At 63.6% G+C, this 12,582-nt stretch carries 10 protein-coding genes; 3 read left to right on the top strand and 7 right to left on the bottom strand.

All coding sequences use genetic code 11. The features are described from left to right. The first annotated feature begins 165 nt into the window (after positions 1-165). Together IYY11_RS10015 and mazG are read left to right on the top strand one after the other, a co-directional pair. Complete coding sequence (locus tag IYY11_RS10015) at positions 166-831, top strand: cold-shock protein (RefSeq protein ID WP_026222959.1); 666 nt, start codon at positions 166-168, stop codon at positions 829-831. Positions 832-902: 71 nt separating this feature from the next. After that, entirely contained in the window at positions 903-1,724 is an 822-nt protein-coding gene (mazG, locus tag IYY11_RS10010) for a nucleoside triphosphate pyrophosphohydrolase (RefSeq protein ID WP_196403719.1), read from the top strand. 47 nt (positions 1,725-1,771) lie between these two features. Here mazG and hflX read toward each other — a convergent pair whose 3' ends face one another. From hflX to dusB, 7 genes are all read right to left on the bottom strand, one after another. Then, on the bottom strand, positions 1,772-3,136 hold the full coding sequence (hflX, locus tag IYY11_RS10005) for a GTPase HflX (protein WP_196403718.1): 1,365 nt from the start codon (positions 3,134-3,136) through the stop codon (positions 1,772-1,774). A 4-nt stretch (positions 3,137-3,140) separates the two neighbouring features. Next, positions 3,141-3,404: an RNA chaperone Hfq gene (gene hfq / locus IYY11_RS10000; protein ID WP_026222957.1), complete on the bottom strand. Its 264-nt coding sequence runs from the start codon at positions 3,402-3,404 to the stop codon at positions 3,141-3,143. A gap of 229 nt (positions 3,405-3,633) precedes the next feature. Continuing rightward, positions 3,634-5,001, bottom strand: coding sequence for a sigma-54 dependent transcriptional regulator (locus tag IYY11_RS09995; RefSeq protein WP_196403717.1), 1,368 nt, complete (start codon positions 4,999-5,001; stop codon positions 3,634-3,636). Next, positions 5,001-7,289 carry a PAS domain-containing sensor histidine kinase gene (locus IYY11_RS09990; RefSeq protein ID WP_196403716.1) on the bottom strand — a complete coding sequence of 763 codons (2,289 nt, stop codon included), beginning with the start codon at positions 7,287-7,289 and terminating at the stop codon, positions 5,001-5,003. The genes IYY11_RS09995 and IYY11_RS09990 overlap by 1 nt, the downstream gene beginning before the upstream one ends. A gap of 55 nt (positions 7,290-7,344) precedes the next feature. Beyond that, positions 7,345-8,817 (bottom strand): nitrogen regulation protein NR(I), encoded by a 1,473-nt coding sequence (gene ntrC / locus IYY11_RS09985; protein ID WP_196403715.1) that lies wholly within the window; start codon positions 8,815-8,817, stop codon positions 7,345-7,347. Positions 8,818-8,845: 28 nt separating this feature from the next. Beyond that, a complete protein-coding gene (locus tag IYY11_RS09980; protein WP_196403714.1) occupies positions 8,846-10,018 on the bottom strand; it encodes a nitrogen regulation protein NR(II) in 1,173 nt (390 codons plus the stop codon). Further along, on the bottom strand, positions 10,015-11,064 hold the full coding sequence (gene dusB, locus IYY11_RS09975; protein WP_196403713.1) for a tRNA dihydrouridine synthase DusB: 1,050 nt from the start codon (positions 11,062-11,064) through the stop codon (positions 10,015-10,017). The genes IYY11_RS09980 and dusB overlap by 4 nt, the downstream gene beginning before the upstream one ends. A gap of 100 nt (positions 11,065-11,164) precedes the next feature. Here dusB and IYY11_RS09970 point away from each other — a divergent pair, with 100 nt between their 5' ends. Next, a complete protein-coding gene (locus IYY11_RS09970) occupies positions 11,165-12,376 on the top strand; it encodes a bifunctional 2-C-methyl-D-erythritol 4-phosphate cytidylyltransferase/2-C-methyl-D-erythritol 2,4-cyclodiphosphate synthase (protein ID WP_196403712.1) in 1,212 nt (403 codons plus the stop codon). Positions 12,377-12,582 lie beyond the last annotated feature (206 nt).

Genomic DNA, 12,582 nt, shown 5'->3' with positions numbered 1-12,582 from the left:
AAACTCTGGTAAAAGGCTCGCTGCGCGGGACTATATGGCATTCAAGAGGCACATCATCGTCGTTTCCGGGCGGGCGCGTTTTTTGAGACGCGCCAACTGGAGCGGTTGGGCGCACAAGGTTGGCATAGCGGTCTTGCCGTTTTTGGCGGAGACGAGCAGGTAGACATGAGCAAAGGTAGAGATTTTCGGGGCCCCCGCAAGCGCGGATTTGATGACGACGCTCCGTATAGCTATGATTCGCCGCGCACGAGCCGGGCGCCGCGATCTCCCTTTGGCGGCGGATTTCCAGATTCGCCGCCTCCGATGTCGAACGAGCCAGCAGTCGACGCCATCGTGAAGTGGTTTAAGACTGACAAGGGCTTCGGCTTCGTAGAGCTTGCCAATGGCACCGGCGACGCGTTCCTCCATATCGGCGCTGTTCAGGCGGCGGGATACGACACGCTGCCGCCCGGCGCGAAATTGCAGGTGCAGGTCACGAGCTCGGTGAAGGGCCAGCAGGTGGCGCGCATTCTCGAGGTCGATTTGGCTGGCGCCGCTGAGCGGGCGCCGCCGCCGCCGCCGCGCGCAGGCGGCGGTTTTGACAGCCCCCGGCCCCGTCGTCAGGCGCCCGATCCGTCGACCGCCGTTCCGGTCGCCGGCAAGGTCAAATGGTTCGACGAGACGAAAGGCTTCGGCTTCGTGCAATCGGACGACGGCGGCAAGGACGTGTTCGTCCATATTTCGATTCTGGGCCCATCCGGCGTGAACCGGCTCGCCGAGGGGCAGCCAGTCACGATGCAGGTCGTCGATACGGCGAAAGGCAGAGAAGCGCTGTCGATCATCCTGGATTGAGCCTCGCTCCGTAGATCCGTGCGCCGCGATCCTCCTTGAGGGCCGCGGCGCTTTTCTTTTGGGAAAACCTCATGTCCGGTCGACCGCACGGCGACGTCGCCAGACTGATCGAAATCATGGCGGCGCTGCGCACGCCCGGCAGCGGTTGTCCCTGGGATCTCGTTCAGGATTTCCGCTCGATCGCGCCCTACACGATCGAGGAAGCCTATGAGGTCGCTGACGCCATCGAGCGCAACGATCTAACCGATCTCAAAGATGAGTTAGGCGATCTCCTCTTGCAGGTCGTCTTCCATGCCCGAATGGCGCAGGAGCAGGCCGCTTTCGCCTTCGAGGACGTCGTCGACGCGATCTGCGACAAGCTCATTCGCCGGCATCCGCACGTTTTCGGCGACGCCCAGTCTCTTGACGCGGACGGCGTGACCACGCAGTGGAGCGCAATCAAAGCGCGCGAGAAGGCGGCGAAGCAAGGCGCGCCGCCGGCCAGTTTGCTTGACGGCGTGCCGCTCGCCCTGCCCGCGCTGACGCGCGCCCTCAAGCTGCAACAAAAGGCCTCCGCGGTCGGCTTCGACTGGGACGACGCGCAGCAGGTTCTGGGCAAAATCCGTGAGGAAACCGAGGAGGTCGCCGCGGAACTCGCGACTCCTGGCGCGGAAGCTTCGCCGGCGCTTGAAGAGGAGATCGGCGATCTGCTGTTCGTGGTCGCCAATCTTGCGCGTCACGCCAGGGTCGATCCCGAGCAGGCGCTGCGCTCCGCCAACACGAAATTTGAGCGGCGCTTCCACCATATCGAGCAGCGTCTCAAGGAGATGGGCCGTTCGCCTGAAGCAGCGTCTCTCGACGAGATGGAAGCCCTGTGGGTCGAGGCGAAAGGCGCGGAGCGCAAGCCGCGCTGACGGCTCTCGCGGACGTCTGAATATTGCGGCCCCGCCCGTTAGACGATTTAGCGCTCCGCGCCGGCTTCGCGGATCATTTCGGCCTGCGGAAAGCGCCTCGCGAGGCCCTCCGAACGTTCAGGATCGATACGAACGACGAGATGGACGCCGCCCTCCGGCAACGCTTCGCGTTCGAGCACTTCGGTATGGGCATGAAGCCAGGCGAGCCCCTCGCCGTCGGCGACGTCGAGGTCCATTTCAAATCGAACCCGTCCCGCCGCCAGGGTGGACTCGATCCTTGCCAGCAACGCATCGAGCCCCTGCCCGGTCAAGGCTGACACCAGCGTCGGTCGCCGTTGAGGCTCGATCCCGCTCACCGCGAGTTGCAGGGCCGAAAGCCGATCCGGATCGAGCGCGTCGATCTTGTTCCAAACTTCCAAAATCCGCCCTTCAGCTTCGCCTTTGAGACCGAGTTCGCTCAGGATCGACTCGACGTCCTTCGCCTGCGCTTCCCAATCTTCGTGCGCGACGTCGCGAATATGGAGAACCACGTCGGCGAGCGTCACTTCCTCGAGCGTCGCCCTGAAGGCCGAGACAAGCATGGTGGGCAGATCGGAGATGAAGCCCACCGTGTCGGAGAGCAGAATGCGCGCGCCATGCGGCAGTTTGATCTGGCGAAGCGTGGGATCGAGGGTCGCGAACAGCATGTCCTGCGCCAGCACCTCGGCCTTGGTCACGCGGTTAAAAAGCGTGGATTTTCCGGCATTGGTGTAACCGACGAGCGCGACCACCGGATAGGGAACGTCGCGCCGCGTCTTGCGATGCAGCGCGCGCGTGCGCTTCACCTTGTCGAGATCGTGCTCGATGCGCCGCATCCGCTCCTCGATCAGGCGCCGGTCCGTTTCGATCTGCGTCTCGCCGGGGCCGCCGAGAAAGCCGAAACCGCCGCGCTGGCGTTCAAGGTGGGTCCAGGAGCGGACGAGCCGCGACTTCTGATAGGCGAGATGCGCGAGCTCCACCTGCAGCGCGCCTTCCTTGGTTCGGGCGCGCGCGCCGAAGATTTCGAGAATGAGCCCGGTCCTGTCGATGACCTTGGCGTCCCACGCCCTTTCAAGATTGCGCTGCTGCACGGGCGAGAGCTGGCAGTCCATGCTCACCAGCGCGGCGTCCTTCGACTTGACGAGTTCGCCGATCTCTTCGACCTTGCCCTTCCCCAGATATGTCGCCGGTCGAACCTCGTTCAGCGATATGGGGAGTTGACCGACGACATCGAGGTCGATCGCCTCGGCAAGCCCCACCGCCTCCAAGAGACGCGCCGCCGTGTCGCGCGCACGCGCCGCGCCGCCTTGAGTCGCATAGGGCCCAATGACCAATGCACGGGCCCCGGCGCCGTTCGGCGTCGTCCCGTGATCTTCTCCGCTGTCAGCCTTCAATCGCCTACCGCTGCTTGTCGGCCTGGCCCTCGTCGTCGCCCGGCTCAAACATTTGTATGGGGTGTCCGGGCATGATCGTCGAGATGGCGTGCTTGTAGACGAGCTGAGAATGCCCGTCTCGTCGCAACAAGAGGCAAAAATTATCGAACCAGGTGACGATTCCCTGGAGCTTGACGCCATTGACGAGGAAGATCGTGAGCGGGACTTTATTCTTCCTGACGAAATTCAAAAATGTATCTTGCAGATTCTGCGAACGCTCTGACGACATCGGCTGTCCTGTTCTTTTTTGTGAGCCGAGCGGAATGACGCCGCCCCCAGGGGATCGTTCTTCTTTTTTCGCCGCCGTGGTCATTAGAACCTTTCAAATGGCGAAGCGCAAGGCGCAAGTCGTGCGCTTTCCGCCGCCAATTCATGGCAAGAGTTCGGCTTTAACTCCGCGCCGATCCTCGCCGCAAACATAATGCAACGCCTTAAGTAGCTTATCTAAGTTAATGTTTCTATGACTCTACCGACAGCGACTTAAGTTTTCGGTGTAAGGCGGAGCGCTCCATGCCGATGAACTCCGCCGTTCGGGAGATATTCCCGGAGAAGCGATTGAGCTGAGCGACAAGGTATTCGCGCTCGAAAACCTCCCGCGCCTCTCTGAGTGGCAGGCTCATCAGTTTTTCGCCGCGCACGCCGGCCGGAGTCGCCGGCACGAGTTCGCCGACATCGGCCGGAAGCATTTCGGCCGTGATCGTCCCGCTGGAATCGCCGGACGTGAGGATCATCAAGCGCTCCACATTATTTCTCAACTGTCGGATGTTGCCGGGCCAGTCATGCAACTGCAGGATAGCGAGGGCGTCTTCCGAGATCCGTCGGCGCGGCATGCCGGAAGCGAGCGACATGTTCTCCATGAAATAGTCGATGAGCGCCGGGATGTCCTCGCGCCGCTCCGCCAGCGAGGGAATCCGGATCGGCACCACCGCGAGGCGATGAAATAGATCCTCGCGCAGCGTTCCCTCTTCGATCGCCGACGCGAGATCGCGCGCCGAGGACGAGATAATGCGCACGTCGACCTCGACCTTGTTCGATCCGCCGACCCGCTGAAAGGTCTGATCGACCAGCACGCGCAGGATTTTCGCCTGGGAATCCTTCGGCATGTCGGCGATTTCGTCGAGAAACAGCGTCCCGCCATGCGCCTCCTCAAGCGCGCCGACCTTGCGCTCGCCGTCGGCGCCTTCGCGGCCGAACAGCTCGATTTCCATGTTCTCCGGCGTGATCGTGGCCGAATTGATGACGACGAATGGCCCGCCGGCGCGACTCGACGCCTCGTGGATGCAGCGCGCGGCGAGTTCCTTGCCTGTCCCAGGCGCGCCGGTGATCAGCACGCGTGAATTCACAGGGGCGACGCGGCCAATGAGCTGCTGCAGCTGATGCGCCGCTGGGGAATCGCCGACGATGCGGTCGAAGGCTCCCGCGCGCTGGCGCAGCGCGGATAGTTCGCGCCGCAGCTGATAGGCTTCGAGCGCCCGTTCGGCGACGAGCACCAGCCGATCCGCCTTGAAGGGCTTTTCAATAAAGTCGTATGCGCCGATCTTGATCGCGCTGACCGCGGTTTCGATATTGCCGTGGCCCGAGATCATGACGACGGGCAAGCCCTTGTGCTGCTTCTGCGCGAGTTCGAGCACCTGGAGGCCGTCCAGCCGAGACCCTTGCAGCCAGATGTCGAGAAAAACGAGATGCGGACGCCGGCTCGCGATCGCCGCGAGCGCTTCGTCGGAGTCTTTGGCGGTGCGGACTCCGTGCCCTTCGTCGCTCAGAATTCCGGCGACAAGCTCTCTGATGTCCTCTTCATCGTCGACGATCAAAATATCGCTGGCCATTATACCCCGCTCTGTCCCGGCACACTTGCATGCGCCGGCGCTTTTTCAGCCTGTGCGTCAGCCGCGCGTGACTCCTCTTTCGAGGACGTCTCCGCGGCGAGGGGCACGATGAGCCTGACGCAGGCCCCCCGACCCGACGGCGCGTCCAGCAGCTCCAGCCGGCCTCCATGATCCTCGACGATCTTGGCGACGATCGGCAGACCCAGTCCGGTGCCGTCCGATCGCGTCGTCATGTAAGGCTCGAGCAAGCGCTGCCGGTTCATCGCCGGGAAGCCCTTACCATTATCGATCACGTCGATTTCCGCCATGCGATCACGCACATTCAATTTGATTTCGACTCGTCCCTTTACTTGAGCGTCTTTATCTTCACGTGCGGCGACGCCTTCGACGGCGTTCTTCACGATATTGGTGAGCGCCTGCGACAGCAAGCGGCGATCGAACTGTGCGATGACGGGCGTCTCAGGCAATTCTTCGACGATATCGAGATCGGCGTTACCGACGCGCATGAGGAACGCGACCTGCCGAATGCATTCGTTGAGATCGTCGCGCGCCGGGCGCGCCTTCGGCATACGCGCAAAGGAGGAAAACTCGTCGACCATACGCTTGATGTCGTCAACTTGGCGCACAATCGTGTCTGTGCATTGGTCGAAAATTTCTCGATCTTCCTGGATGACCTTGCCGTATTTGCGACGCAGCCGCTCGGCCGAAAGCTGAATCGGCGTCAACGGATTCTTGATCTCGTGAGCGATGCGCCGTGCGACGTCCGCCCAGGCGGAGGTGCGCTGCGCCATCACGAGGTCGGTGATGTCGTCGAGCGTCACGACGTAGTTGTGATGTCCCGCATCGGCGCGCGCCGAGGTCACTCGCACATTCAAGGTGCGCTCGGCGACGCCGCGCTTGATGATGATCTGGCTTTGAACGGCGCGCGGAAAAACTTCCGCCGCGTCCTTCAGGATGGGGACGATCTCCGGCAAGACCGACGCCACCGGGGCGCCGACGGTCGCCTGCCCCGTCGGGTCTACGAGCGACAATTCCTCGGCTGAGCGATTAAGAATCGTGACGACGCTTTCCGAGTCCACGCCCATAACCGCGACCGGCACGCCGGAGAGCACGGCCTCGGTGAATTCGCGACGTTCGTCATTGATCCGATTGGCTTCGATCAGCCGGTTTTGCTGAAGATTGAGCTCGGTCGTCATATTATTGAAGACGTCGCCGAGGCGCGCCAAGTCGCCATGCTGCTTGTCGACGTTGACGCGAACGTCGAGATTGCCGGCCGATACCTCGTCGGTTGCGGCGATCAGGTCCCGGATCGGCGTCACCAGCCGATCGGCGAAATCCAGTCCGAACCAAATGGACGACAGCAACATGATCGTCGTCAGGAAGGCGTACATCAGCACGAATGCCCGCTGCACGGCGGCGCGATAGGCGTCGAAGACGTCATAACTGCTGATCAGGTTCTGGGCCTGTTTGGGAAATTCCACGGCGATCGGGTCAATTGGCCGGGTGACGTAAAGGAACGTGTCCTGAAAGGCGTTGAGCGCGCGCAACGCGACGAAGCTCTTGCCGTCATCGATAACGAGGCACAGAGGCTCCCCGCGCCGCGCGTCGTCGAACTCGGATTGCGGCGGGGCGATGATGATCGAGGCGGCGTTCTGCGCCACGTCGACGCGGTCGAGAATTTCGCCGTTGGATTTCACCAGCGCCGCGACGGAGAAGCCCAGAAAATACGCTCGTGACTGAAATATTTGATGAAAATACGGACGGTCCGAGTTGTAGAGAATGGCCGCGCGATCGAGGTCCGAAGCCGTGAGCTGCGCCTCCTGCAGTAGCGCCCGGCACTGACTCTCGCGGAACACGGCCGCGGCTTCCGCCGTATTGTGGACGAAGACCTTGACGCTCGACATGAAGGCAGGATTGAGCACACGCTCCAGCGTCAGCGATCCCGCCACGGCGAGCAGAATCGCCGGAATCAAAGCAATGACCGCGAAAAAGCCGACCGTGCGCACGTGAAGGCGCGCCGCCGCCTCGCCGCGCCGCCAGACGCGGTAGAGGCGCCAGGCCTTGACGACCACCATCGCGAGCAGGACGGCGACGAAGACGCCGTTGATGATGAGCAACGGCAAGAGGCGGTCGTCTGTCGGCGATATCGCGCCGAATTCGGCAACGACCAGGAATGTAGCCAAAGCGCAGCCGACGGCGCCGATCACGATGATCGGGCCGAACCAGCTGCGAAATGGCGTTCTGCCTTTCGCCTTTGGCGGAGAAGCCGAGTCTCCGGTCAGGGCCATGGCGCCTGTATAGGCTCCGCCCGCGCCGGTTGCAATTGAACGGCCAGAAGAGTCGCTATCGCGGTGAACGCATCAGGCGGATGTCGAGATCGTTGACCTTCTTGCGCAGCGTATTGCGGTTCAGTCCGAGCAATTCCGCCGCTTTGATCTGATTGCCGCGCGTCGCCGCAAGCGCCGCGGACACCAGCGGAATTTCGATCTCGCGGATGATCCGGTGATAGAGGCCGGGCGGCGGCAACTGATCTCCGCAATCGCGGAAGAGCTTGGCGAGGTGGAGCTCGACGGAACTCGAAAGCGTTTGTCCGTCGGACAATTCTTGCGAGGTCGCGGCGGCGGCTGAGCCTTTGTCGCCCGGGTCGGCCTGCCGAATCTCATGTTCGAGCTCGGTCTCGACGAGCTGATCGGAAATGACTTCCTGCGGGTGCAGCGCGGCGAGCCTGCGGATGAGGTTTTCGAGCTCGCGGATATTGCCCGGCCAGCGATATCTCTTCATCCGGTCGAGCGCGGCCTGGTCGATGTATTTCTGCGGCAGTCCTTCGCTCGCCGCCACCTTGAAGAAGTGATGGACGAGGTCGGGGATGTCCTCCGCGCGCTCGCGCAGCGGCGGCAGCCGAAGCGGCACGACGTTGAGGCGGAAGTAGAGATCCTCGCGGAACAGGCCCTGCTGGATCAGGATCCGCAGATCCTTGTTGGTGGCGGCGATGATTCGGACGTTGGTCTTGATCGGCGTGCGTCCGCCCACGGTCGTGTATTCGCCCTGCTGCAGCACGCGAAGCAGCCTGGTCTGCGCCTCCATCGGCATGTCGCCGATCTCGTCGAGAAACAGCGTGCCGCCCTCGGCCTGCTCGAAGCGGCCGGCCGATCGCTGGTTGGCGCCAGTGAAGGCGCCCTTCTCATGGCCGAAGAGTTCGCTTTCGATCAGATCGCGCGGAATCGCCGCCATATTCACGGCGACGAAGGGGCCCTTCTTGCGCTTTCCATAGTCGTGCAGGGCGCGGGCGACGAGTTCCTTGCCGGTTCCCGACTCGCCATTGATCATGACCGTGAGGTCGGTCTGCATCAATCGCGCGAGCGAGCGATAGATTTCCTGCATTGCGGGGGAGCGGCCGACGAGCGGCATGCCCTCGATTTCGTCGTGGCGGTCGTCTTCGGGCCGTTTGCGGGGCTCGGCCATGGCGCGGCCGACGATGCCCACAAGCTCCTTGAGGTCGAAAGGTTTGGGCAGATAGTCGTATGCGCCCCGCTCCGACGCCCGAATGGCGGTCATGAACGTGTTTTGCGCGCTCATGACGATGATCGGAAGCTCAGGACGAAGCTTTTTGATGCGCGGCAGAAGCTCGAAAGCGTTCTCGTCGGGCATGACGACGTCGGTGACGACGAGGTCGCCCTCGCCCGACTGCACCCACCGCCACAAGGTCGCGGCCGCGCCGGTGGTGCGCACTTCATAGCCCGCGCGCGAAAGCGCCTGCGCGACGACCGTGCGTATGGACGCGTCGTCGTCAGCGACCAGAATTTCTCCTCGCGTCATTGCTTCGGTCTCCCGCCTTTGCGAGATGTCATACACGCCGTTCCTCACGTTGATCGGGCCGCTTTGCCCTGTACATCGGCATCAAAACCCGAAACGTTGTCCGTCTGGGGAGGGACTCGCACTCCACGATGCCGCCGTGGTCGTTGACGATCTTCGCAACCAGTGCAAGTCCGAGGCCAGTTCCTGTCGACTTGGTGGTGACAAAGGGATCAAAGAGATGCGCGGCGATGTCTTCCGGAACGCCGGGGCCATTGTCGCGCACACAGAATTCGAGCGGCAGTCCAATGGGGCTTTTCTCGCCAAGCGCGCGCAGGCTGACCCCGGGCCGGAAAGCGGTCGAGAGTTCAATCTCCCCATCGACGGCTTCGCCGACGGCTTCCGCCGCGTTCTTCACGAGATTGAGGAACGCCTGCACCAATTGATCGCGGTTGGCGTAAACCGGCGGCAGCGACGGATCGTAGTTCTCGACGAAGCGAACGTTGCGGGCGAATCCGCTTTGGGCGACGCGCTTCACGTGGTCCAGCACCGAATGGATGTTCACCTGCTCGCGCTGCAATGGACGCGCGTCGGAAAAAACCTCCATCCGGTCGACTAGACGCACAATCCGATCGGTCTCGTCGCAGATCAGCCGGGTCAGCGCGCGGTCCTGATCGCCGAGCGCCGATTCGAGCAGTTGTGCGGCGCCGCGAATTCCGGACAGCGGATTCTTGATTTCATGCGCCAGCATCGAGGCCAGCCCAGAAACCGAGCGAACGGCGCCACGATGCGTCAGTTGCCTGTCTATTTTGTCGGCAATTGTCCGCTCCTGCAGCATGACAAGCACGAGCCCGTCGCCTTCGGGCAATGGCGCGCAATGAACGTCGACGCGTCGGTCGACTTCCTGGCCTGGGCGGCCGAGATCGACCTTGTATTCGTTGATCGTCGCGCCACGTTCGCGAACCTGCTCGATGAGCGCGGTGAGCGGCGATCCGAACGGCAGCAGCCGATCGAGCGACTGACCGATGAGCAGAGGCTTGCCGAGTTCGAAGAAGGCCTCCGCGGCGGCGTTGGCGTCCTCAATGACGCCATCGCGGGCGACGGTCAGAATCGCGTTGGGCAGAGCCTCAAGCATGCATGATCGGCCGGCGTCATTGATAATCTTGAGCGGCTCGTAGCCGCCGCAATGCGCGCTATTGCGTCGAGGGCGGTCGAAAACGCTCATGCCGCGATCCCCTGCTCTGCCGGCTGCGCCCTCAGAAAAATCTGCTCAATCAGCCGCGCCGCTTCGTCCGGCGAATCTGTGGTGACCAGCGCGTGACGCGCATCGGCTGCGGCATGTCCCGCCAAGCGACCCACCAGGCGATCGACATAGGCGGCGAGATGTTTGCGCGCGTGCCTCAACCCTGCCGATGCGCCCATCGACGCCAGCAGGCCTTCGAGGTGTTCGCGCGCGATTTCGGCGCGCTGCGCCAATGTGGGCGGCGCGCGCCGTTCGCCGGTCTGCAGAAAATGCGCGATATCGCCGACGATCCAGGGTTGCCCCAGGGCCGCCCGTCCGATCATGACTCCGTCGGCGCGCGAATGCTCAAGCATTTCGACGGCGTCGTCTTCGCCGGCGCAGTCGCCATTGGCGATCACCGGAATTCGCACGGCCGCTTTCGCCGCCGCGATCGCCCGCCAATCGGCGCGGCCGGCATAAAACTGCTGGCGCGTGCGCCCATGCACGGTGATCATCGCGACGCCTTCGGCCTCCGCGCGGCGCGCCAGCTCCGCGACGTTTCGGGTCGCTTCATCCCATCCCAGCCGCATCTTGACGCTCAGCGGCACGCATATTGCCTCGCGTGCTGCAGCGATCAGCCGCGCCGCTTGATCGAGATCGCGCATCAGCGCGGCGCCCGCGAGGCCTCCGGTGACACGCTTGCAAGGACAGCCCATGTTGATGTCGATCCAGTCAGCTCCAGAGGATTCGGCGCTTCGCGCGGCGGCCGCCATTTCCGACGGCTCGCGCGCGGCGATCTGAATGACCCGCGGCCACTCGCCGGCGCATTCCAGCCGCATCGCCGTTTCACGATCGCCGCGGGCGACGCCAGCGGCCGTCACCATCTCGCTCACCGTCGCCGACGCCCCCAGACGTGACGCGATGCGGCGCATGGTCGGGTCTGTCACGCCGGCCATCGGCGCGAGCAGCGCGCGACCCGTCAGCGTGATCCCGCCAATGCTCAAAGACGAAGGGGCAAAGCCAACGCCTAGTTTTTTGGCAATAGCCATCTTGCCCACATCATAAGCAGTTCCCTTCGCACTTGCAACATAGCATTTCTCTGGCCCGTCTGCATTTGACGGCGTTGGCGAAAACCGACAGAGAGCGGCCATGGGCGCCGCTCACGTCATTCCTTCCATCGCCATCCTGATCGTCGCCGGAGGCCGCGGCGCGCGGGCGGGCGACGGCCAGCCCAAACAATACCGGCCGCTCGCCGGCATGACGCTGCTCGCCCGCACGCTGCATGGGCTGCATATGGCCATGCCCCAGGCCGCGCTCAAGGTCGTCATCCATAAAGACGACCTCGAGCATTATGCCGCGAGCCTCGCGGAGCTTTGCCCTTCCGATCGGGCGCGGCTCGCGCCGCCGGCCTTCGGCGGCGCAAGCCGGCAAGAAAGCGTCAGGAACGGCCTTGAGGCGCTCGCGACTGAAGGCGCGCCGGACATCGTGCTGATTCACGACGCGGCGCGACCTTTCGCGGACGCCGCGCTCATCGCCCGCGCGATCGAGGCGGCCACGATCCATGGCGCCGCCGCCCCCGGCGTGCCGCTCGCCGACACGATAAAGCAGATCGACGCCGCCGGCGTCGTCGTCGCGACGCCCGACCGCGCGAGGCTCCGCGCCGTGCAGACGCCGCAGTCGTTTCGCTTCGATCTCATCATGTCAGCCCATCGCGCTGCGGCCGCCGGCGGGCGCGACTATACCGACGACGCCATGATCGCCGAAGCCGCCGGCGTGAAGGTGCATATTTTCGAAGGCGACGCCGCCAATTTCAAACTCACGACGCAACAGGACTTCGCCCGCGCCATGGAGCAGTTGAAGCAACCCGCATTCGCCGATCTGCCCGACATCCGCATGGGTCAGGGCTATGACGTCCACGCCTTCGGGCCAGGCGATTCCGTCTGGCTCGGCGGCGTCGCGGTCCCGCATACGCATGGCCTCGCCGGCCATTCCGACGCCGACGTGCTGTCCCACGCCATCACCGACGCCATTCTCGGCGCCATCGCCGAGGGCGACATCGGCGCGCATTTCCCACCGTCCGATCCGCAATGGAAGGGCGCGGCGTCGTCGATCTTCCTGGCGCGCGCCTGCGAACTCGTGCGCGCGCGCGGCGGCGCGATCGCCAATGTCGACGCCACGATCATTTGCGAATCGCCGAAGATCGGCCCGCACCGCGAGCGGATTCGCGAAAGCCTCGCGGCGACGATGGGCCTCGACCTCGGCCGCGTCGCGATCAAGGCGACGACGACAGAGCGGCTGGGATTTACCGGCCGGCAGGAAGGCATGGCGGCGCTGGCGATCGCGACGGTAAGGCTGCCGTGAGAGGATGACGTGTCATCCGGCGCGACGTTGCGCGCGATCGGGAATCTGGACGTGGCCAATATGCTCGAGTGTTGCTCTGGATTCCCGATCAGGCCTGCGGCCTGTCGGGAATGACAAGCGGAGCGTAATTGCGAGCGAAGCGAAGCAATTCGATTGTGCTAAGAAGTCTGGGTCGCTTCCCGTGTTGCTGCGCTCGCGACCGCAAT

The sequence above is a fragment of the Methylocystis sp. H62 genome, from assembly GCF_015709515.1.
Lineage (GTDB): Bacteria > Pseudomonadota > Alphaproteobacteria > Rhizobiales > Beijerinckiaceae > Methylocystis.
The sequence above is the reverse complement of the archived record's forward strand: the minus strand, read 5'-3'. Positions and strand labels throughout refer to the sequence as shown.

Coding starts and splice junctions, on each gene's coding strand:
- IYY11_RS10015 (WP_026222959.1), top strand. CDS start 166: ATGAGCAAAGGTAGAGATTTTCGGGGCCCCCGCAAGCGCGGATTTGAT.
- mazG (WP_196403719.1), top strand. CDS start 903: ATGTCCGGTCGACCGCACGGCGACGTCGCCAGACTGATCGAAATCATG.
- hfq (WP_026222957.1), bottom strand. CDS start 3,404: ATGTCGTCAGAGCGTTCGCAGAATCTGCAAGATACATTTTTGAATTTC.
- IYY11_RS09995 (WP_196403717.1), bottom strand. CDS start 5,001: ATGGCCAGCGATATTTTGATCGTCGACGATGAAGAGGACATCAGAGAG.
- IYY11_RS09990 (WP_196403716.1), bottom strand. CDS start 7,289: ATGGCCCTGACCGGAGACTCGGCTTCTCCGCCAAAGGCGAAAGGCAGA.
- ntrC (WP_196403715.1), bottom strand. CDS start 8,817: ATGACGCGAGGAGAAATTCTGGTCGCTGACGACGACGCGTCCATACGC.
- IYY11_RS09980 (WP_196403714.1), bottom strand. CDS start 10,018: ATGAGCGTTTTCGACCGCCCTCGACGCAATAGCGCGCATTGCGGCGGC.
- dusB (WP_196403713.1), bottom strand. CDS start 11,064: ATGGCTATTGCCAAAAAACTAGGCGTTGGCTTTGCCCCTTCGTCTTTG.
- IYY11_RS09970 (WP_196403712.1), top strand. CDS start 11,165: ATGGGCGCCGCTCACGTCATTCCTTCCATCGCCATCCTGATCGTCGCC.